Consider the following 20,975-nt stretch of genomic DNA (forward strand, 5'->3'; position numbering starts at 1 on the left):
ATGATTTTCCAGGTATGCTCGCCTTACAGCCACACGCAGCATTTCGCCACGACCGCCATCTGCGGCCACCTCGGGAGTTCCCCTATGAACCATTCCAACGATATCGTCTTTCTCTCGGCCGCCCGCACGCCGATGGGCGCCATGCTCGGCAGTCTGGCGAGCCTCAGCGCTCCGGAACTTGGTGCCGCAGCGATTCGCGCGGCCATCGAGCGCGCCGGCATCGAGGCCTCCGCCATCGACGAGGGCATCATGGGCTGCGTATTGCCCGGCGGGGTCAAGCAGGGCCCGGCCCGCCAGGCGATGCGCCAGGCCGGTATCCCGGATGGCATCGGCGCCACCACCATCAACAAGTTATGCGGCTCGGGCATGAAGGCCGCCATGCTGGCTCACGACCTGATTCGTGCCGGCAGCGGCGAGATACTGCTGGCCGGCGGTATGGAATCGATGTCCAACGCGCCGCACGTGCTGACCAAGGCACGCACCGGCTACCGACTCGGCCATGGCGAGCTCAAGGATCACATGTTCCTTGACGGCCTGGAGGATGCCGAGACCGGCAAGCTGATGGGCGTGTTCGCTCAGGACGTGGCAAGCGAGCGCGACTACGGCCGTGAGCGTCTGGATGATTTCGCCATCGCCTCGCTGGAGCGTGCCATGGCCGCCACCCAGGCAGGCCACCTGGACGCCGAGATGGTGCCGGTCACCGTCACCAGCCGTCAGGGCGAGAGCGTGGTTGACCATGACGAGCAGCCCTTCCAGGCCAAGCTCGACAAGATCCGTTCGCTGCGCCCGGCCTTTGCCAAGGACGGCACCATCACCGCCGCCAATTCGAGCTCCATCTCCGATGGTGCCTCGGCGTTGATACTCGCCAGCCGGGCCGCCGCCGACCGCGTCGGCGCCAGGCCGCTGGCGCGCATGCTGGGCCACAGCACCCACTCGCGCCACCCCAGCGAGTTCACCATCGCCCCGGTCGGCGCCATCGACAAGCTGATGAAGTCGCTCGAGTGGCGCGTGGACGACGTCGACCTGTTTGAGATCAACGAGGCCTTCGCCGTGGTCACCCTGATGGCCATGGACGACCTCGGCCTGCCCCACGACAAGGTCAATGTCTTCGGCGGCGCCTGTGCCCAGGGCCATCCCATCGGCTCCACCGGCTCGCGCATTATCGCCACCCTGATCCACGCCCTGCGCACCAAGGGCGGCAAGCGCGGTATCGCCAGCCTGTGTATCGGTGGTGGTGAGGCCACCGCGGTGGCCATCGAACTTGTGGATTAGAAACTGATCGGCTGATCCACTCTCACATCGTCAGGCCTCGACGACGCCCGCCTCCTCCTGATGGACGCGGGCGTTTTCATGAGCGGGGAATGGAAAGCCGATCCAGCCGCAGCCGCTCACGACCATCGAACAACCGGCGACTACCCGCGGCCACCGCGGCCAGGGTGCCGAAGCCGGTCCCCAGGGTGATAGTGAACATCACCAGTATCTGATACTTCACCGCCAGTGCCGGCGGGCTGCCGGCCAGTATCTGCCCGGTCATCATTCCTGGCAGGCTGACCACCCCGGCGGCGGCCATGGCATTGATCATCGGCATCAGGCCGCTGCGCATCGCCTCACGGCGGATGTCGCCGACCGCCTCCTGCCAGCGCTGGCCCAGCATCAGGCGGTTCTCGATCACCGCCCGCTGGCGCCAGGCGGTATCGGTGAGGCGATCCAGCGCCAGCGCCACCCCGGTCATGGTGTTGCCGAGCATCATGCCCAGCAGCGGAATGGCGTACTGGGGGTGATACCAGGGTTCGGGGCCGATGATCACCGTCAGGGTCAACACGGTTACCGTGAACGAGGAAAGAAACATCGCCAGCGTACCGATGCCGAAGGCCCAGCCGCCAAGCAGCCGGCGCTTCTGTCGGGCCATCACCTCGCGCCCGGCGATCAACAGCATGGCCAGTGCCATCAACACCACCCAGTGCAGCCGCTCTGTCGCAAACAGCGCCTCGAGCACCAGACCGACCAGCGCCAGTTGGATCACGGTCCGCGCCGCGGCGATCAGCAGGCTGCGGCTCATGCCCAATCGAGCCGCCGCCGTGCAGCCGGCGAGCGCCACTACCATCAGCGCCGCCAGCGCCAGCTGCCACCAGGAGAGCGCGATCACGTCCATGCGCCCTGCTCCTCTTCCACCAGGCGACCAGCGTGGATCCAAAGGTGGCGCCTCGCCACCCGCTCGATCTGCGACCGGTCGTGGGCGACCCAGATCACCGGCCAGCCCCGCTCGCGGATGCGCGCCACGAGCCAGGCCTCCACCCGGCGGGTGGTGGCGTCGTCCAGGTTGGCGGTGGGCTCGTCGAGCAACAACGCGGCGGGTTCTCGGCTCACGGCCCGCAGCAGCGCCAGGCGCTGCTTCTCCCCCGACGAGAGCCGGCTCACCTGCCAGCCGAGCACCTCGAGGCCGAACCCCAGCGCCTCGAGATCGGCCGGCGCGGCGTCGGAGAAATGCTCTGCCACGCTATCGGCCCACCAGTGGCTCTCCGCCGGCACCAGCATCACCCGCGCGCGCCACTCATGCCCGGGCAGGGAGGATTGGGCCTGGCTGCCCAGCCATACCTCGCCGCCATGGGGCTCCAGGTCGGCCACGGCGCGCAGCAGGCGGCTCTTGCCGGAGCCACTGGGGCCCGAGAGGCAATGGACCTCGCCGGGGTCGACCTCAAGGTTGATCTCGGCAAGATCGCCGATCCCCAGTCCATCGAGTCGCAGGGAGTCGGTGGCGGACGGTGCGGTGACGGACAAGGAGCCTCCCGGTGACGGTGGCGTGGCATGCGGGACCGATCATAGCAGTATGCACAGGGGTGCCGCATGGGTTGCTCGATTATAGACATATGGAAAGTCATATATATTGAGCCATACATCTCCACTCCGACCGAAGGATCTTGCCATGACGCCCCACTTATTGGTTTTCCTGGGCTCGGCCCGCGACAGTACCCCCATCACGTTTCGCCCACCTTCAACCAGGTTCCCTCGCAACGTAACGCTCCGTCGAACGGCTGAACGACCGGCTCAGGAGTGGTTTAGGGTGTCGGTTTCAGAGGGTCGATCTGCTTGATCATATATGGAAAAACATATATTTTTGTATCACATCCGTTAACCTCGTTGCGGCTAAAAGCTCTCTCTATCCGATGTTGCACATCGACAGGAAATCCCATGTCATCACTGCACGATCTGCCGAATATCGACCACGCGCTGTTTCGGATACCGGAATCGCAATGTCTGGGCCTTCCCGACGGGCCGGCCCATGCGCCGCGCATCCTGTTGCTCTATGGATCTCTCCGGCAGCGCTCCTTCAGCCGTCTAGTGGTAGAGGAAGCCGCCCGGCTGCTGCGCGCCATGGGAGCCGAGACGCGGGTCTTCGATCCCCGCGGCCTGCCGCTGCCGGACAGCGAGGAGGCCAGCCACCCCAAGGTGGCGGAGCTGCGTGCGCTGGCCCAGTGGGCGGAGGGGATGGTGTGGTGTTCGCCGGAGCGCCACGGCGCCATGACCGGCATCATGAAGGCGCAGATCGACTGGATCCCGCTGGCGCTGGGGGCGGTGCGCCCGACCCAAGGCAAGACACTGGCGGTGATGCAGGTGTCTGGCGGATCTCAATCGTTCAATACCGTCAACCAACTGCGCGTGCTGGGCCGCTGGATGCGCATGCTGACTATCCCCAACCAGTCATCGGTACCCAAGGCCTTCATGGAATTCGACGATCACGACCGCATGAAGCCCTCACCCTATTACGACCGCATCGTCGATGTCATGGAGGAGCTGGTGAAGTTTACCCTGCTGGTGCGCGGCCGCAGCGAGGCGCTCACCGACCGCTACTCCGAACGCAAGGAGTCGGCCGAGCAGCTCTCCGCCCGGGTCAACCAGCGCGCCATCTGACAGGAGTCAGGCCATGAGCACACATCAGGAATCCTGGTCACCCAGCACCACGGAGGGCATGGGGCTCTTCGAGCGCTTCCTCTCGGTGTGGGTGGCGCTGGCCATCATCGCCGGGATACTGCTCGGACAGTTCGCCCCGGCCATTCCCGAGGCCCTGTCGCGCTTCGAGTACGCCCAGGTGTCGATCCCGGTGGCGGTGCTGATCTGGGCGATGATCTTTCCGATGATGGCGCAGATCGACTTCTCCTCGATCCTCGGCGTGCGCCGTCAGCCCAAGGGACTGGTCATTACCACCACAGTCAACTGGCTGATCAAGCCGTTCACCATGTTCGCCATCGCCTGGTTCTTCCTGACGGTGGTGTTCGCCCCACTGATTCCCGCCGAGAAGGCCAGCGAATACCTGGCCGGGGCCATCTTGCTGGGTGCCGCCCCCTGCACCGCCATGGTCTTCGTGTGGAGCTACCTGACCCGCGGCGATGCCGCCTACACCCTGGTACAGGTGGCGGTAAACGACTTGATCATGCTGTTCGCCTTCGCGCCCATCGTGGTCTTCCTGCTCGGTGTCTCCAACATCCAGGTGCCCTGGGATACTGTCGCGCTGTCGGTAGTGCTCTACATCGTCATCCCGCTGGGCGCCGGCGTCTTGACCCGCCAGACCGTCATCCAGCGGCGCGGCATCGAGTGGTTCGACAACGTCTTTATGAAGAAGGTGGGGCCGATCACCCCCATCGGTCTAATCATCACCCTGGTGCTGCTGTTCGCCTTCCAGGGCGACGTGATCATCGCCAACCCCCTGCATATCGTGCTGATCGCCATCCCGTTGATCCTCCAGACCTTCCTGATCTTCTTCATCGCCTACGGCTGGGCCAAGGCGTGGAAGGTGCCCCACAACGTGGCGGCTCCCGGGGCGATGATCGGTGCCAGCAACTTCTTCGAGCTGGCCGTGGCCGCCGCCATCGCGCTGTTCGGCATGCAGTCCGGTGCGGCCCTGGCCACAGTGGTGGGCGTGCTGGTGGAGGTCCCGCTGATGCTGGCGCTGGTGCGCATCGCCAACGCCACCCGAAGCCGCTTCCCGGGACCGTCAGCATCCTGATAACCCTGCGATGTCGGCAAGCGGCCTTGCCAACACAACCGCTCGGGGCGAGGATGACGAGATGACACCCTTGCCCTGGCAACGCCATCCCCTCGCGCTTATCGTCCTCGCCCAGTTGTGCGGCACCTCGTTGTGGTTCTCCGTCAATGGTGTCGGTCTGTCGCTTTCCCGCGACCTCGGGCTGTCCGAGGCCGACCTGGGCCGACTGACCCTGACCGTGCAGGCGGGGTTCATCATCGGCACGCTCGCCATTGCCGCGACCGGCCTGGCCGACCGTTTCCGCGCCAGCCGGATCTTCGCTGCTGCCTGCCTGGCCGGCGCTCTGACCAATGCCGGCTTCGTGGTTGCTGCAGCGTCCCCTCCCCTGGACCTGCTGCTGCGCTTTCTGACCGGCATCTGCCTGGCCGGCATCTACCCGCTGGGCATGAAGCTGGTCATCGGCTGGACACCGAAGCATACCGGGGCGGCACTGGCCTGGCTGGTCGGGATGCTGACCCTGGGCACCGCCCTGCCGCATCTGCTGCGTGGCGCGACCCTGGGCATGCCCTGGGAGTGGCCGCTGCTCGGTGCATCGGGGCTGGCTTTGCTGGGCGGTGCGCTCATCTTCATGCTCGGCGACGGCCCCCACCTGCCTCCGCCGAGTGGACGCTCCCGGCTGTTGGAAGGCGTCGCCGGCCTGCGCGACGCACGCTTTCGCGCCGTGGCCGGGGGCTACTTTGGCCACTGCTGGGAACTCTATGCCTTCTGGATGCTGACGCCCTTTCTGGTCGCGCGGGAAGTCCAACGCCTTGCGGCGTCCTCCGGTCTGATCGCCTGGCTGTCGTTCGGCGTAATTGCGCTGGGGCTCGCGGGGTGCGTGGGGGGCGGCGAGCTGAGCCGGCGCCTGGGCAGCCTGTGGGTGGCAAAGCGCGCCCTGATAACCTCGGGCCTGATCTGCCTGGCTTACCCCTTGCTTGCCTGGGCGCCGCCGGGGGCGCTGCTTGGCCTGCTCGCGCTATGGGGACTGAGCGTGATCGCCGATTCGCCGCAATTCTCGGCACTTGCAGCCGCCACCGCACAGCGGGAGCGGGTCGGCTCGACGCTTGCCATCATGAACGCTGTGGGGTTCGCCCTGACCATTCCCGCCATTGCACTGACCAGCTCGCTCTGGTCGCTGCAGGGCATCTGGGTCGTGTGGTGGCTGTTGCCCGGGCCAATGCTGGGTCTGTGGGTGATGCGCAGCGTTTCCGCTGATTTACCGGCCGCCGCCCCTCGACAGCCCCATGCCATACGGGATTGATGTCGATCAAGAACAACGCCGGTCACGCTAGGAAATATATGCATATGCATATGTCTTGACGGGATCCTCACCACGCTCCGTGAGACGAGGCACTGATGCCGGATACCCCTACCCCTAGTGCCACCTTCACTTCCCGGCTGATTACCCTGGCTCGGGAAAACCCCGACCAGGTGCGTTGGATCAGCGCCGTAGTGAGCATCTTCCTGCTGGTCTACTTTCTGCCCGCCGGCACGATGCGGTTCGACAACGCTGTGCTGGAGGGCATCCGGCTGACCCACTGGTACGCCCAGGAGCACGTAATCTTGTGCCTGCTACCGTCCTTCGTGATCGCCGGTGCCATGGCCGCCTACCTTAGCCAGGGGGCGGTGATGCGCTATCTGGGACCCTCGGCGCCCAAGCGAGTGGCCTTTGGCATAGCCATCTACGCCTTCAAGTGGCATATCAGTGCACTGCTCGCTGGGCTCTTTGCCCTGCTGCTGATACGCCGTTGGGGATGGCCGCTGCGCCAGGTGACGATGCTGGCTGGCGCGGTGGTGCTGGCTGCCCTGCTGGCGGGACCAGCGCTGTCGCTCCCCAATATGCTGGTGATTCGCACCATCATGGGCACCCAGAAGACAGTGGTCTAGCTGGTGGTGATCATGTCGACTCTGACCGGCTATCTCTATGGGTAACTGTGGCCATGACGCCCAACAATCGCGACTCGACGATTCCAAGAGGAACGCACCATGAAACTGAGCATCTACGGCAAGGGCTGCAAGAAATGCGAGCAGCTGACCGCCAACGCCCAGCAGGCCGCCGTGGCCCTGGGTCTCGCGGTGGAGATCGAGAAGGTCACCGACATGAACGCCATCATCGACAAGGGGGTGATGCGCACCCCGGCGCTGGGCATCGAGGGCAAGGTAGCCAGCAGCGAGGAGCTTCAGACGCTGCTCAAGGGCTGAGCACGATAGCCTTCGAGAATTGACTGGCCACGGACTGCCTGCCCCGCTTGAGCCACCGCTTCCCTGCCACGGGCGGCGGCGCCATCTCACCTTTCAGGCGGTGCTGGGTCATCTACCAGTCCCGCGGCTCGCAGCCGCTCCCTCAGGCGCTGGTTCTCCTCGATCAGGTCGGCGGCCAGGGCGGCGAGCTCGGGCGCTGCCTCGAAGTCGCGCTCCAGCTGACACATTCGGCGGGCACGAGTCAGGTCATGACTGGTGAAGCGCCAGCTCGCCACATAGGGCGAGCCATCGGCCAGCAGGCCGCTCTCGATGCGTTCGATGACCCAGTCGGTGTCTACCGAGCAGGCACGCGCCAGGTCCTCGAGGGTCAGGGTCACCTCGTCGATCAGTTCACCGCTGACGATATGCTGCCGGGTCATGGCCTAGCCTCCCCTGCGTTGGCGCGGATTGAAAGCCAGTTCATCCGCCATGGTGGAATAGAGTTGCCGGGCCCTGTCGGTATCGGCCGGTGGCAGCACGACCTCGAGTTCTACATAGAGATCCCCCGGCGCCGGCCCCGGGATACCGCGTCCCTTCAGGCGCAGGCGACGACCGGTCTGTGATCCGGCAGGTACCTTGAGCTTCACCGGGCCGGAAGGGGTCGGGGTTTCGATGCTGGCCCCCAGGGCGGCTTCCCAAGGCGTCACCGGCACCCGTTGATGCACGTCCCGCCCCTCGACCCGATATTGCGAATCCGGCGTGAAGTGGATCTCGAGAAACAGGTCACCCGCTGGGCCACCCCCGATTCCGGGGCTGCCCTGCCCCGTCAGGCGGATATGCTGGCCTTCCTTGACGCCCTTGGGGATACGCACACTCAGGGTGTGTTCCCGGGAAACCACACGGCCTTGCGCGTCGACCTGCGGCACTTGCAGGGTAATCGCCCGGGTCGCGCCCTGGTAGGCATCCGCAAGGTCGATGAAGACCTTGGCGTGACGATCCTCGCCGCGCATCTGATAGCCACGGCTCCCTCGCCCTGACCGGCCGCCTTGGCCAAACAGGTTGGCGAAGAAGTCACTGAACTCACCGAGATCGGCCTCCTCGAAACCACGACCGCTGAATTCGAAGCCCGCATCCCAGTCCGGTGGCGGTTGGAAATCCTGTCCTGACCGATATTGCTGAGCCAACTGGTCATAGGCAAGACGCTTGTCGGGATCGGACAGCACCGCCTTGGCCTCGTTGATCTCCTGCATCCGCTGTGCGGCTTCGGGCTCCTTGCTAACATCCGGATGAAACTTGCGCGCCAGCTTGCGATAGGCCTTCTTGATCTCCTCGGCCGTCGCGGTCTTCGTCACCCCGAGCAGTTGGTAGTAATCCTTGAATTCCACTTGTGAAAGCTCCGGCAGTGGCCATGACCTTCCAGAAGCGCGGTGACAACCGTGCCACTCCTGAAAGGAACCAGCGGTTCGAATCAAGGCTAGTCGAAAATGGTGACGAGTGGGTGGAGAGCAGGTAGAAGAAGGAGAAGGGAATAGGAGGAGCAGTGAAAAGCCGACTACACCTCAGCACATCGCCAGGCGACGATCAGGCCGATTGCCCATGCCGGCCAGGCGGACCTGAAGGCTCGACAGGCGCTCGGTCTGGCCCTTGTCAGCAGCCAGCAACACATCGTTGACCCACTTTGGCACCGTGTCGGAGAGGCGATAGTAGACCCATTGGCCCTCACGACGATCGTTGAGCAAGCCGCAGTTGCGCAGTTGGGCCAAGTGACGAGACACCTTGGGCTGGGAGACCTCCAGAGCGTGGGTCAGCTCGCAGACGCAGAGCTCCCCCTCGTGCAGGATCAGCAGGGTCAGCAACAGGCGAGTCTCGTCACTCAGACACTTGAACAGGCGCAGCGGATCCAGCGACATCGGGTTTTCCTTGAACGGGTCTTGTGACCATTCTACGCAACTGTCCACCAGAGGCGAAGTTCAGGCCTTTGCCGTTACCTCCCGCGGCAGAGCCAGCGCCATCAGCGCACTCACGGCTACCAACGCCGAGGAGACCAGCAGGCAGGCGGCGAGGCCCTGGGCCATGTAGAGCCACCCCGACAACAGGGTACCCAACAGGCGCCCCATGGCGTTGGCCATGTAGTAGAAGCCAACGTCCATCGACACCCCATCGGTGCGCGCATAGTGGACGATCAGGTAGCTGTGCCAGCTCGAATTGATGGCGAACAGCACCCCGAAGACAAGCAGTCCTGCCACCAGCCAGCCCACCTCGGCCAGGGGTAATAACGCCAGCAGCGCCGGCAGGCCGGCAAGCGCCAGCGCCCAGAACACCGTGACGCCGCGCGCCCCACCCTTGATCAACCCCGTCAGGCGCGGCGCCTGGGTCTGGACGCCGCCGTAGCCGATCACCCAGATCGCCAGCAGTCCGCCGACTGTCCAGTGGCTCCAGCCGTGCTGGTCGTAGAGGAACACCGGCAAGGCGACCACGAACCACACGTCCCGCGAGGCGAACAGGCAGAGCCGCGCCGCCGACAGCACGTTGATCGCCCGCGACTTGGAGAACACCTCGGAGAACTTGGGCTTGACCTTCTGACGGCCTAAATCGGCCTTGAGCCGCCACATCGACAGTCCCAGCACCACCGCCAGCAACGCGGCCATGATCACCATCGCGCCACGAAAACCGATCAGCGTCAGCAGCACGCCGCCGAGGAAGAAGCCGGCGCCCTTCAGCGCATTCTTCGAGCCGGTGAGTATCGCCACCCAGCGGTAGAGCGCGCTCTGGGCACTGGCACTGTCCTTGGGCACCAGCACCTTGACCGCGCTCTTGGCGCTCATCTTGTTGAGGTCCTTGGCGATACCCGAGAGTGCCTGGGCGGCCATTACCCAGGGCACGGTCAACGCCGCAGATGGCACCATCAGCATCGCCAGGGCCAGGATTTGCAGCGCCAGGCCAGCGTTCATGGTGCGATTGAGGCCCAGCCTCGCGCCCAGCCAGCCGCCGACCAGATTGGTGACCACACCGAAAGCCTCGTAGAAGAGGAACAGCATGGCCACTTGCAACGGCGAGTAGCCGAGCTGGTGAAAGTGCAGCACCACCAGCATGCGCAGGGCGCCATCGGTGAGCGTGAAGGCCCAGTAGTTGCCGGTGATTAGCAGGTACTGGCGTACCTCGAAGGGCAGCCCCTTGAGACGGGCAACGAGCGATTCAACCACGCCCCACCTTCAGCGCCAGCTCGGCGGTGCGGTTGGCATAACCCCACTCGTTGTCGTACCAGGCATAGAGCTTGAGCTGGGTGCCGTTGATGACCATCGTCGAGAGCGCGTCGATGATCGAGCTGCGCGGGTCGGTGCGGTAGTCGATGGACACCAGCGGGCGCTCCTCATAGCCGAGGATGCCGGCGAGCTCGCCCTCGGCGGCGGCCTTGAGCGCCGCATTGACCTCCTCCACCGTCACCTCGCGCTCGAGCTCGAAGACCATATCGGTGAGCGAGGCGTTGGCCAGCGGCACGCGGACGGCATGACCGTTCAGCTTGCCGGTCAGCTCGGGAAAGATCGCCGTGATCGCCTTGGCCGAGCCGGTGGTGGTCGGAATCAGGCTCATCCCGCAGGCCCGCGATCGGCGTAAATCGGGTTTTCGGGGAGAGCTGGGGGCATCAAGGATGACTTGGGTGTTGGTGATGTCGTGCACCGTGGTCATCGAGCCGTGGCGAATCCCGTAGGTCTCGTGGATCACCTTGACCACCGGCGCCAGGCAGTTGGTGGTGCAGCTCGCCGCAGTGACGACGCGGTGCCGCACCGGATCGTACAAGTCGTCATTGACGCCTATCACCACATTGAGCACGTCTTCGTCCTTGAGAGGCGCGCTGACCACCACCCGCGCCACGCCCTGATCGAAATAAGACGCTAGCTGCGCGCTCTTCTTGACGGTGCCCGAAGCCTCGATCACCACGTCGCACTGCGCCCAGTCGCTGTCACCGAGGCCGCGATTGGCGCTGAAGGCGATCGCATGGCCATCGATCACAATGGCGTCACCCTCGGCACGGATACCCTGCCCCGGCGACCACCGGCCGTGCACCGAGTCGAACTCAAGCAGATGCGCAAAGGTGGCGGCATCGCCACCCGGATCGTTGACGCGTGTCAGTTCAACATCGCCAGCCTCGACGCGGGGCCAGAGGCTGCGCAGCGCCAGGCGGCCGATGCGCCCGAAGCCGTTGATGCCGATATGAAGGGCCATGGTGCTCTCCTGGTAGGCGTTTTTGATATCTGGGATCCCATATATACCCGGAGAGAAAGTCAATCCTGTGACAGCCATACAAGACGACGGGGAGGACAAGGCCTCCCCGTATACATCATTAGGCGCACAGATAGACCTCAGCCATAGCGTCCGGTGATGTAATCCTCGGCCTTCTTGGTATGCGGGTTGGAAAACATCGTCCGGGTGTCGTTGTACTCAATGATCTCGCCCAGATGGAAAAACGCCGTGTAGTCGGCCACGCGGGCGGCCTGCTGCATGTTGTGGGTCACGGTAATGATCGTGAACTGCTTCTTGAGCTTGTCCATCAGGTCTTCGATGGTCGCGGTGGAGATCGGGTCCAGCGCCGAGGTGGGCTCGTCCATCAGGATGACATCGGGCTGCACGGCGATCGCCCGCGCGATGCACAGGCGCTGCTGCTGGCCACCGGAAAGCGAGGTGCCCGGCTGGTGCAGCTTGTCCTTGACCTCGTTCCATAGGCCGGCCTCTCGCAGGGCATGCTCCACCAGTTCGTCCTGTTCGGCCTTGCGGCTGACCAGGTCGTGCATACGCGGGGCGTAGGCGACATTCTCGAAGATCGACTTGGGAAACGGGTTGGGCTTCTGGAAGACCATGCCCACGCGCTTGCGTAGCGCCACTTCGTCCATCTTGGCGGCATTGACATCGCGGCCGTCCATTTCGACCAGCCCCTCGAGCCGCACACCAGGAATCAGGTCGTTCATGCGATTGAGGCAACGCAGAAAGGTCGATTTCCCGCAGCCGGAAGGCCCAATCAGGGCCGTCACGTTCTTCTGGAAGATATCGATATTCAGCTTATTCAGTGCCTGGCTCTCGCCATACCAGAGGCTGAGGTCGCGGATGCGAATGCTCAGCTCATGGCCGGCATGGGGATTGCGGGTCACCGGCTGGCCGGCTTCTTGAGAGGAACTTTCATGGCGTGACCTTTCGTGACCTGACATGGGCGCGGGTCTCCGCTCGTCAACGTGCATGTTCATCAGTGGATATCCTTTATCGGTACGGTGACTGTCGGTGCAGTCGCTACCAGCGACGCTCGAATTTCTTGCGCAGGATCACCGCCGTGGCATTGAGAAAAATCAGGATCGACAGCAGCACCAGGATCCCGCCGGCGGTCTTCTCGACGAAGGCGCGCTCCGGCTCGCCCGCCCAGGTGAAGACCTGTGCCGGCAGCACCGTGGCCGCCTGGGTAAAGGACGCACTCACATCCGGAATGAAGGCCACCATGCCGACGATGATCAGCGGTGCGGTTTCGCCCATGGCCTGAGCCAGGCCGATGATCGACCCCGTCATGATCCCCGGCATGGCCAATGGCAACACATGGTCACGCACCACCTGCCAGCGCGAGCAGCCCACGCCGAAGGCGGCATGGCGGATCGAATCGGGTACGCTGCGCAATGCCGTGCGCGTGGCGATGATGATCACCGGCAGGGTCATCAGCGCCAATGTCATGCCACCCACCAGTGGGGATGAGCGCGGCACGCCGAAAAAATTGATGAATATCGCCAGGCCCAGCAGACCGAACAGGATCGAGGGTATCGCCGCCAGGTTGTTGATATTGATCTCGATGAGCTGCGTCAGACGATTGTCGGGCGCAAACTCCTCGAGGTAGAGCGCCGTCATCACCCCGATCGGAAAGGCGATCGCCAGCGTAACCAGCATGGTCAGGATGGTGCCCACGACCGCGGAAAGAATGCCCGCCCGCTCCGCCATCTTGGAATCGCCATTGGTAAAGAAGGTGGTATTGAACTTCAGCGCCACCTGGCCACTGTCGACGAGCTCGTCGATGGCGGCTTGCTCGGCCTCGTTCAGCTGATTACGGTGCCCCTTGAGGTACTGATCCACCTCGCTGTTGGCCAGCACCCAGCGCTGCTCGGTGGTGCCCAGCAAGTCGGGATTGTCGCGGATCATGCCCGGAATCAGACGCTCGAAGCTGCGGCTGACCAGGGGCGCGATCTCGCGATCCATCGCCGCTCGCCCCATCCGCTGGGCGTCCTCGTTGTAGTCGAGCTCGACCTGGACGTAGGCCTGCTGGAATGCCGGCAGCCCCTTGTTGAGCATATCGGCGAAGAAAAGCACCAGGAAAAGACCGGCCAGCCCCAGCGAGCCCATGGAGATCCACTTCAGCCGTGCCGACCTGCGGTGACGGCCCTTGAGCTGGGCGCTGATGTCGTCGAAGGATTGACTCATCTGCGGGTTCCTCGGCATTACAGGTTGTTGACGCGATATTTATCGCGAAAGCGACGAATCATGATGACCGACACCAGGTTGAGACTCAGCGTGACGGCGAACAATACCAGCCCCAGCGCGAAGGCCGAGAGCGTCTCGGCGCTTTCAAACTCAAGATCACCGGTCAAGGCGGCAACGATGCGCACCGTGACGGTGGTCATGTCTTCCAGCGGGTTGGCGGTCAGGTTGGGGCGCATGCCGGCCGCCATCACCACGATCATGGTTTCGCCCAACGCCCGCGACACCGCCAGCAGCGAGGCGGAGATGATTCCCGGCAACGCCGCCGGAATGACCACGTCGCGAATCGTCTCGCCCTTGGTCATGCCCAGCGCCAGGGAGCCCTGACGCATGCTGTCGGGAACCGAATTGATCACATCGTCGGAGAGCGACGAGATGAAGGGGATGATCATGATCCCCATGACCACTCCCGGCGCCACGGCGTTATTGAATGACGCATCAAGACCCAGAAAACCCGCCACGTTGACGATGATCGGCGCCACGGTGATCGCGGCAAAGAAGCCGTAGACCACGGTCGGAATGCCGGCCAGCACTTCCAGAGTTGGCTTGGCGAGGGTGCGCACGCGCGATGGCGCAAACTCGGACATGTAAATGGCCGACAGCAGCCCGATCGGAATCGCGACCAGCATGGCGATGCCGGTAATCATGAAGGTACCGGCGAACAGCGGCACCGAGCCGAACTGGGCAGCACTGCTCGCCTCGTCACCTCGACCGGCAGCGGCCAGGAAACTGGCGCCCGGATTCCACACCGTCCCGGTGATGAACTCCCAGAAGCTGTGCATCTGGAAAAAGCGCAAGGCCTCGAAGACGATGGAAAAAAGGATCCCGAACGTGGTGAAGATCGAGATCATGGCCGCAGCGACCAAGATCCAGCGAATCACTCGCTCGATGGCCTGGCGGGCATGGAAATCAGGGCGTACTTGCATCATGCCGACCAACAAGCCGGCTGCGGCGACCACCAGGCTCGCCGCCAGCAGATAAGGCGTGGGAATCTCGGCGCCCAGCATCAGCATCAGGAAGGCACCGACTGCGCTGACCACCAGCGCCGGGCCGGCCGTGGCGAGCACGGCAAACCAGGCGTACTGGTCGGGCTGGGCAACCATCGCGGTGCCTTCGGCACGCACGCGCGCTGCCTTGGCACGACCCAGGAAGAAGGCTACCAGACCCAGCAGCAGCACGGCGCCGCTGAATAGTGCAAGGAGTTGATTGGTCTGCATAGGATTCTCTTGATGAATGTCGATGGCAGCCGAGCTGCCGGAATGTGATTCGGCCGGCAGCCTGAAGCTGTCGGCCGAATCAGGCATCCCTGCCCGTCATGTCACGACCTACTGCAGATCGGAAGGCTGCAGGCTGGCGCGCTCCTCAACCTTGCGACGCGTCTCTTCACGCTCGGCTTCGGGCAGCGGAATCAGGCCGAGGTCCATCAGATAGCCCCCCTCACCGATCATGGTTTCGGAGACAAACATGTCGACATAGTCGTACAGCGGCGGTACCTCGTCAGCATGCTGATTCTTGACGTAGAACCACAGCGAACGGGCAATCGGATAATCACCGGCACTGATCGCCTCGACTTCGGGTTCGACGCCGTTAATGCTGGAGGCGATCAGCGTATTGGGGTTCTCGACCAGGAAAGAATAGCCGAAGATGCCGAAGGCGCCGGTATCTTCGCTGAGGCGCTGAACGATCAGGTTGTCGTTCTCGCCGGCATCGATGTAGACGCCGTCGGAGCGAATGTCAGTGTAGCCTTCGCCGCCGTAGGCCTCCATGTCCTCGGAAGGAACTTCCATGGCGAGTTCTTCGAAGGCGTCGCGGGTGCCGGAGGTGCTCGGCGGACCGTAGATGGAGATCTCGCGATCCGGCAGCTCTGAATCGATGTCGCTCCAGTTGGTGTAGGGGTTGTCGACCAGCTCGCCATCGACCGGTACCTGGGCGGCCACGGCCAGGAAGAGCTGCTCGAGGGTAAGATCCATCGCCTCGTTGGTGCTGGACTGGGCGAATACGATGCCATCGGAGCCGATCTTGACTTCGGTGACGTCGTTGACGCCGTTTTCTTCGCAGCGCTCGAGCTCGGAGGCCTTGATACGACGCGAGGCATTGGAGATGTCCGGGGTGCCTTCGCCAACGCCGTTACAGAACAGGCGAATGCCACCGCCTGAACCGGTCGACTCGATGACCGGGGTCGGATACTCGGTAATCGCGCCGAACTCCTCAGTCACATAGCTGGCGAACGGGTAGACGGTGCTGGAGCCCACGATGCGAATCTGATCGCGTGCCTGGGCAACACCGACGACGCCGATCACGGCGGCAGCAATGGCCGTGGTCTTTAACGTACGGCTCTTGAGGATGCGGTTCATGCGGGTCACTCCTGTCGATGAAAGGTGTCTGGCCTTCGCAGGACACACATTGCCGCAGGAAAGTGACAGCTTCATGACAGGCAAAACGAAATTCTCGTCTCCGGCATGACCGCCAACGATCAGTCGGTACTCGCCCGGCCCGCCAACCAACGCAGCCCGATATTACCGACCAGCGCCGTCGCCAGCATGGTCAGCACCATCGGCCAGGCGCTGTCGATCTCGAAGGCGCCGACCACCACCCCGGCGAGAGCACCACAGGTAAACTGGATGCTGCCCAGCAGCGCCGTAGCCGTGGCACTCATGTGGCTGAAATGCTCAAGTACCGAGGAGATGGCGTTGGGCGCAATGAGCCCGATCACGCCCATGAACAGCATGATCAACGGCACCACCGTGACCAGGCTGTCCTGCCCGGTCGCCACCAGGCCCACCAGGCAAAGCGCGGTGAGAAACTGCACGGCGAGGCCCAGCCGCATGTTCTGCTGGGGACTGCGGCGATGCAGCAGACGAATATTCAGGCGATTTGAGGCAGCCATGACCACCACATTGCCGCCGAACACCAGCGGATAGACAGCGGGCGACAAGCCGTAATATTCCAGATAGAGAAACGGTGAGGCCGTCACGAAGGCGAACATGCCGGCGAAGGCCGAGGCCACTGCACAGATGTACCCCATGGCCTCGCGATGTCTGAGGACGCTTGCATAGTTACGCAGGATCTGGCGCGGCGAGGCGACAGGCGAATCGGCTGGCCGCGTCTCGGGCATCCGGGTTCCCATCAGCCACATCAGAAAGGCGGCATAGACGGCGAGAAAGACGAAGATCAACCACCAATCGGCGAGGTAGAGCAGTCCGCTGCCCACGGCCGGTGCTACCAGGGGAGCGAGCATCATGATCATCGCCATCGTCGACATCACCCTGGCCGCTTCACGCCCCCTGAAACAGTCACGCACGATGGCCGCCGAGTTGACCACGCATGCCCCGCCGCCTAGGCCTTGCAGGAATCGCCATGTCCAGAGTTGATGCAGGCTCGTTACTTGAGTAATCGCCAGGCTGACCACCAGGAAGAACCCCAGCCCGATAAGGAGAACCGGCTTGCGGCCCAGGCGATCCGACAAGGGACCACCGGTCAACTGGCCGAGAGCGAAGCCTACCAGGAAGACGCTGATCGAGAGTTCAGTGTGATGCACGCTGGCCCCGACACTCTCGGCCAGCGCCGCCATGGCGGGCAGGTAGGCATCGATGGCAAAGGGCGCCAGCGCGGTATTGGCCGCCACCAGCAACGCGACGCGGCGGGCGTTCAGGGGCAAATGACCTCCTCGGCAAGCATTGTGACAGGGGACATTAGATAGGCCGCTAATTGTACGTCATTCCCCTTCGCCTGTCGGCGCCTATCGGCCGTCACCTGCCCTTGCTACCATCAACCCTTTCCCGCCAACGAGAAGAGCCTTTTCATGGAAGACGACCTGCTGTCCCAACTCAAGCAGATGACCACGGTGGTAGCCGACACCGGAGATATCGAGGCAATCCGTCGATTCCAGCCCACCGATGCCACGACCAACCCATCGCTGATCCTGCAGGCTGCCCAACAGGACACACGGCGCCAACGCCTCGCCGAGATCGCCCGTCAGGCCGCCGACATCGATGATGCCCTCGATGCCGTGGCCGTGGAGATCGGCAGCGAGATCAGTGCCTTGGTGCCGGGTTACGTCTCAACCGAAGTCAGCGCTCGGCTCTCCTTCGACACCGACGCGACCCTGGCACGTGCGCACTCGTTGATCGAGCGTTATGCCCGCCATGACGTGGCCCCCGAGCGTATCCTGATCAAGGTCGCCTCCACCTGGGAAGGCATTCGCGCTGCCCGCCAGCTCGAACGCGAAGGCATTCATACCAATCTTACCCTGCTGTTCGGCCTGACACAGGCGCGCGCCTGCGCCGATGCCGGGGTGACGCTGGTGTCGCCGTTCGTCGGGCGTATCCTCGACTGGTACAAGGCCCAGGAGCCTGAAGCCGACTTCAGCGGCGAACGCGATCCGGGGGTGCAGTCGGTGAAAGCCATCTACGAACACTACAAGGGGCACGGCTACCAGACCATCGTCATGGGGGCAAGCTTTCGCAACGCCGGCGAGATCGTGGCGCTGGCCGGGTGCGACCGACTGACCATTTCCCCCCAACTGTTGGGTGAACTGGCAGAGACTCGCGCGCCACTGACGCGTCAGCTGGTACCGCTTGACGCCGAAACGCGAGCGCCCGAACCCCAGGATGAAGGTGATTTCCGCTGGGCGATGAACGAGGACGCCATGGCGACCGAGAAGCTGGCCGAAGGCATCCGTAAATTCATGGCGGATCAGCGCAAGCTGGAAACCCTGCTGGGCACGTTGCGCAGAGAATGAGAAGAACCTAGCCTCTCCCCGTCAGTGCGACAATGCGTCAGGACGATGCGTCAGCGAGGGGGAGAGGCCACTTCCTGGGACTCGAGCATTTCGACCAACGGCTGAAATTCTTCGCGGTTGTGTTCGCTCATGCGCATGAGGATTCGATGGGCCTCCAGAATGCGCTGACGAAGCCCATCCTCATCGGCCGGAATCTCGTCCAGCACGCTCAGCTCGCTGGGTTCGGTGATCGGCGCTTCCACCAGCGTGAAATAACGGGAAAACCCCATGACATCCAGCATCCGCTGGACATCGGGGTTATCGGCAACGATGGTCGGCGGCTGTTCCAGCCTACCCTGCACTGCCATCGCAACTTTGGCGAGAAAGCCAAGGGCGGTGGAATCCACATTAGTGGTCTTGCGCAAGTCGATCATCACCGCCTTGAGCCCCGGCACGTCGGCGAGTCGCTTGGCCTGATTATCCAGCGTGGCAGACAGGGTCAAGCGCACGTCACCGCAGAGTCGAAGCACGAAGACGCCAGAATCGAACGCAGCTTTTATACGGCCTTCATGAATTTGCATCGCCAAATCCGCTTAACATCATGATCGTCAGATCGTCGGGGAGTTTTTCACGCCCCGAACCACTCTCGGCGACACTTTCATCGTCATCAGAGAGATCCTCAAGGAGCAAGTTACTACGCAGGTCTTCCAGTGTTTCACTGTCCAGTACCCGCGTCTCGAGCTCCTTGAGGCGCTTGTCGAGCGTCTCGCCCGGCAAGCATTCCAATATTCCATCCGAACACAACCAAAGTCGAAAGTTCTTGGGCAACTCACACCCCAGCTCGGGATAGGTAACACCGGGGAACAACCCCACCGGCATCCCCTCACCTGGCAGCGAATGAACCGTACCGTTTGCCACCATCATCGGCATGGGTAGCTGCGCGCCAAGCGAATAGTGAAGATAGCGACGTTGCTGGTCAATTACCCCGACGAAAAGGGTGGCATGCTTGCCGATACCTGTATCGATCAGTTCGCGGTTAAGCTCTCCCAGCCAGTGGGGCGCCAACGTCTCGGGGCGGCTGCCATCCCATTCGTTCTGCCATCGGTTGGAGAGGTATTTCAGCAGCACGGTCACGAAGGCCGATGACGCTCCATGGCCCGACACATCGGCAAAATAAAACAGCGTATAGCGCTCATTGAAGCGCTGAAAGTCCAGAAAGTCACCGGAAAGATACAATGAGGGAGCCAGCCAATAGTCGCAGGTGATCTGACCCACGGTCTGCGGCCGTGGTGGTAGCAGCTTGCGCTGTATCTGACCGCCGGCTTGCTGATCAAGGCGAAGCATCGCCAGGTGCGTCTCCAGGTTGTCGTTCAGCTCGGCCAGGTGTTCCCGATCACGCGCCCGCTCCAGGGCTAGCTCGCGTAGTTCGATGGCCTTGTGGATCATCCGCCGCAGCAAGTGGCCATGACGCAACGGTTCGACAATGTAATCCACCAGGCCCGCATCCACGGCCTTCAACAGGTCGGTATCGAGTCGATCATCACTGACTACCAATGTCGGCAAGCGAAGGGCCAAGGTTGCCCAGTCGCGGCTCGGTACCGCCCTGACGTGCGCGACCACCAAGGCGGTTTCCGCCGGCAACTCCTCGACATTGTCAACGGCGAAGACGGCCAGGCCATCTCCGGCAATGGTCTCGGCCAACGCATCCCTGTCCCTACCAGGAAAATCGATCACACCGATCAGCTGCTTGGAAGGCTGCATTCCGTCATTGCCTCATTCGTCGAAGGCATCATCGAAATCGGAATCATCGAAATCAAAGTCTTCTCCGGCGAAGGGATCATCACCCTGTTCGCCGTCGCTGACTTCGAAGCGACGTTGCTGCAGCCAGGTATCGCGGATGAAGCTGTAGCGGTCCCCGCGAATCAACGCTTCCTGATCCAGCAAGCCGGCACGAGCATCAATGATCCGCAGCGCTGTCAGGGCGAGGCGCACCGAATCATCTTCCACGTAGGTCAACGGATAGGTATACATGTCGACCGGCAGACCTGCCGTGTCACGCACCGTGCTCGGACCCAGCAGCGGCAACACCAGGTACGGGCCGGACTCAAGGCCCCAAGCCCCCAAAGTCTGTCCGAAATCTTCATCGCGACCGGTAATGTCCATGCGGGTGGCGACGTCCCATAGCCCGACGATCCCCACGGTGCTGTTGATCAGAAATCGCGAGGTGGCAACGCCGGCGTTGCCGGGCTTGCCCTGAAGTACGCTGTTCAACGCGGTACGAATCTCACCGAGATTGGAAAAGAAGTTACCTACCCCGGTCTCGACCGGGGCCGGCGTGATGAAGCGATAGCCACGTGCCACCGGCTTGAGGGCATAGCGGTCCAGGGTGTCATTGAACACGAAGACCTTGCGGTTGAAGCCTTCCCAGGGGTCATCGGGATGGCGCTCTTCCACCTGCCCGCTTGTCGCACAACCGCTCAATAATGACAGGGCCAGCACACCCGGCACGGTGATTCGTAGAAGACGATGTTTCATGGGCTTTCCTGTCTG

At 63.1% G+C, this 20,975-nt stretch carries 22 protein-coding genes; 7 read left to right on the top strand and 15 right to left on the bottom strand.

Features of this window, described 5'->3' with window-relative positions:
* The first annotated feature begins 84 nt into the window (after positions 1-84).
* A complete protein-coding gene (locus BM341_RS02270; protein ID WP_089792479.1) occupies positions 85-1,272 on the top strand; it encodes an acetyl-CoA C-acyltransferase in 1,188 nt (395 codons plus the stop codon).
* A 76-nt stretch (positions 1,273-1,348) separates the two neighbouring features.
* Here the strand turns inward: BM341_RS02270 and BM341_RS02275 are convergent, their stop codons facing one another.
* Both BM341_RS02275 and BM341_RS02280 read right to left on the bottom strand, forming a co-directional pair.
* A complete protein-coding gene (locus BM341_RS02275; RefSeq protein WP_089792481.1) occupies positions 1,349-2,152 on the bottom strand; it encodes an ABC transporter permease in 804 nt (267 codons plus the stop codon).
* Positions 2,143-2,778 carry an ABC transporter ATP-binding protein gene (locus tag BM341_RS02280; protein WP_217646158.1) on the bottom strand — a complete coding sequence of 212 codons (636 nt, stop codon included), beginning with the start codon at positions 2,776-2,778 and terminating at the stop codon, positions 2,143-2,145. The genes BM341_RS02275 and BM341_RS02280 overlap by 10 nt, the downstream gene beginning before the upstream one ends.
* A 411-nt stretch (positions 2,779-3,189) precedes the next feature.
* On the opposite strand from BM341_RS02280, the gene arsH reads away from it, so the two are divergent.
* From arsH to BM341_RS02305, 5 genes are all read left to right on the top strand, one after another.
* Complete coding sequence (gene arsH, locus BM341_RS02285) at positions 3,190-3,909, top strand: arsenical resistance protein ArsH (RefSeq protein ID WP_089792483.1); 720 nt, start codon at positions 3,190-3,192, stop codon at positions 3,907-3,909.
* A gap of 13 nt (positions 3,910-3,922) precedes the next feature.
* The gene (arsB, locus tag BM341_RS02290) at positions 3,923-5,002 is read left to right on the top strand and encodes an ACR3 family arsenite efflux transporter (RefSeq protein WP_089792484.1); all 1,080 of its coding nucleotides are present in this window, start codon (positions 3,923-3,925) and stop codon (positions 5,000-5,002) included.
* A 61-nt stretch (positions 5,003-5,063) separates the two neighbouring features.
* Positions 5,064-6,281, top strand: a complete 1,218-nt coding sequence (locus BM341_RS02295; RefSeq protein WP_089792486.1) for an MFS transporter — start codon at positions 5,064-5,066, stop codon at positions 6,279-6,281.
* Between the two features lie 95 nt (positions 6,282-6,376).
* The gene (locus BM341_RS02300; RefSeq protein WP_245784120.1) at positions 6,377-6,907 is read left to right on the top strand and encodes a hypothetical protein; all 531 of its coding nucleotides are present in this window, start codon (positions 6,377-6,379) and stop codon (positions 6,905-6,907) included.
* Positions 6,908-7,006: 99 nt separating this feature from the next.
* Positions 7,007-7,222 (top strand): thioredoxin family protein, encoded by a 216-nt coding sequence (locus BM341_RS02305; RefSeq protein ID WP_089792488.1) that lies wholly within the window; start codon positions 7,007-7,009, stop codon positions 7,220-7,222.
* Between the two features lie 86 nt (positions 7,223-7,308).
* Here the strand turns inward: BM341_RS02305 and BM341_RS02310 are convergent, their stop codons facing one another.
* The 10 genes from BM341_RS02310 to BM341_RS02355 form a co-directional block, all read right to left on the bottom strand.
* On the bottom strand, positions 7,309-7,641 hold the full coding sequence (locus BM341_RS02310) for a chaperone modulator CbpM (RefSeq protein WP_089792490.1): 333 nt from the start codon (positions 7,639-7,641) through the stop codon (positions 7,309-7,311).
* Positions 7,642-7,644: 3 nt separating this feature from the next.
* Positions 7,645-8,586, bottom strand: a complete 942-nt coding sequence (locus tag BM341_RS02315; protein WP_089792492.1) for a DnaJ C-terminal domain-containing protein — start codon at positions 8,584-8,586, stop codon at positions 7,645-7,647.
* A gap of 174 nt (positions 8,587-8,760) precedes the next feature.
* Entirely contained in the window at positions 8,761-9,111 is a 351-nt protein-coding gene (locus BM341_RS02320; RefSeq protein WP_089792493.1) for a metalloregulator ArsR/SmtB family transcription factor, read from the bottom strand.
* Between the two features lie 60 nt (positions 9,112-9,171).
* Entirely contained in the window at positions 9,172-10,404 is a 1,233-nt protein-coding gene (arsJ, locus tag BM341_RS02325) for an organoarsenical effux MFS transporter ArsJ (RefSeq protein ID WP_089792495.1), read from the bottom strand.
* A complete protein-coding gene (locus tag BM341_RS02330; protein ID WP_089792496.1) occupies positions 10,397-11,425 on the bottom strand; it encodes an ArsJ-associated glyceraldehyde-3-phosphate dehydrogenase in 1,029 nt (342 codons plus the stop codon). Before BM341_RS02330 ends, arsJ begins: the two co-directional genes overlap by 8 nt.
* Positions 11,426-11,562: 137 nt before the next feature.
* A complete protein-coding gene (gene pstB / locus BM341_RS02335) occupies positions 11,563-12,402 on the bottom strand; it encodes a phosphate ABC transporter ATP-binding protein PstB (protein ID WP_089792710.1) in 840 nt (279 codons plus the stop codon).
* A gap of 79 nt (positions 12,403-12,481) precedes the next feature.
* Positions 12,482-13,648: a phosphate ABC transporter permease PstA gene (gene pstA, locus BM341_RS02340; RefSeq protein ID WP_089792499.1), complete on the bottom strand. Its 1,167-nt coding sequence runs from the start codon at positions 13,646-13,648 to the stop codon at positions 12,482-12,484.
* 17 nt (positions 13,649-13,665) lie between these two features.
* On the bottom strand, positions 13,666-14,922 hold the full coding sequence (gene pstC / locus BM341_RS02345) for a phosphate ABC transporter permease subunit PstC (RefSeq protein WP_089792712.1): 1,257 nt from the start codon (positions 14,920-14,922) through the stop codon (positions 13,666-13,668).
* Between the two features lie 108 nt (positions 14,923-15,030).
* The gene (locus tag BM341_RS02350; RefSeq protein WP_089792501.1) at positions 15,031-16,059 is read right to left on the bottom strand and encodes a substrate-binding domain-containing protein; all 1,029 of its coding nucleotides are present in this window, start codon (positions 16,057-16,059) and stop codon (positions 15,031-15,033) included.
* A gap of 119 nt (positions 16,060-16,178) precedes the next feature.
* Positions 16,179-17,363 carry a Bcr/CflA family multidrug efflux MFS transporter gene (locus BM341_RS02355; protein ID WP_089792503.1) on the bottom strand — a complete coding sequence of 395 codons (1,185 nt, stop codon included), beginning with the start codon at positions 17,361-17,363 and terminating at the stop codon, positions 16,179-16,181.
* A gap of 144 nt (positions 17,364-17,507) precedes the next feature.
* Here BM341_RS02355 and tal point away from each other — a divergent pair, with 144 nt between their 5' ends.
* Positions 17,508-18,446 carry a transaldolase gene (gene tal / locus BM341_RS02360; RefSeq protein WP_089792505.1) on the top strand — a complete coding sequence of 313 codons (939 nt, stop codon included), beginning with the start codon at positions 17,508-17,510 and terminating at the stop codon, positions 18,444-18,446.
* Positions 18,447-18,496: 50 nt separating this feature from the next.
* Here the strand turns inward: tal and BM341_RS02365 are convergent, their stop codons facing one another.
* From BM341_RS02365 to BM341_RS02375, 3 genes are read right to left on the bottom strand one after another with little or no spacing between them, the layout of a single operon-like run.
* Positions 18,497-19,006, bottom strand: a complete 510-nt coding sequence (locus tag BM341_RS02365; protein ID WP_089792507.1) for an STAS domain-containing protein — start codon at positions 19,004-19,006, stop codon at positions 18,497-18,499.
* On the bottom strand, positions 18,993-20,186 hold the full coding sequence (locus BM341_RS02370; protein ID WP_089792508.1) for a PP2C family protein-serine/threonine phosphatase: 1,194 nt from the start codon (positions 20,184-20,186) through the stop codon (positions 18,993-18,995). The genes BM341_RS02365 and BM341_RS02370 overlap by 14 nt, the downstream gene beginning before the upstream one ends.
* 12 nt (positions 20,187-20,198) lie before the next feature.
* Positions 20,199-20,960, bottom strand: a complete 762-nt coding sequence (locus tag BM341_RS02375; RefSeq protein WP_089792510.1) for an MlaA family lipoprotein — start codon at positions 20,958-20,960, stop codon at positions 20,199-20,201.
* Positions 20,961-20,975: the final 15 nt, after the last annotated feature.

The organism is Halomonas korlensis, assembly GCF_900116705.1.
GTDB classification, from domain to species: domain Bacteria; phylum Pseudomonadota; class Gammaproteobacteria; order Pseudomonadales; family Halomonadaceae; genus Halomonas; species Halomonas korlensis.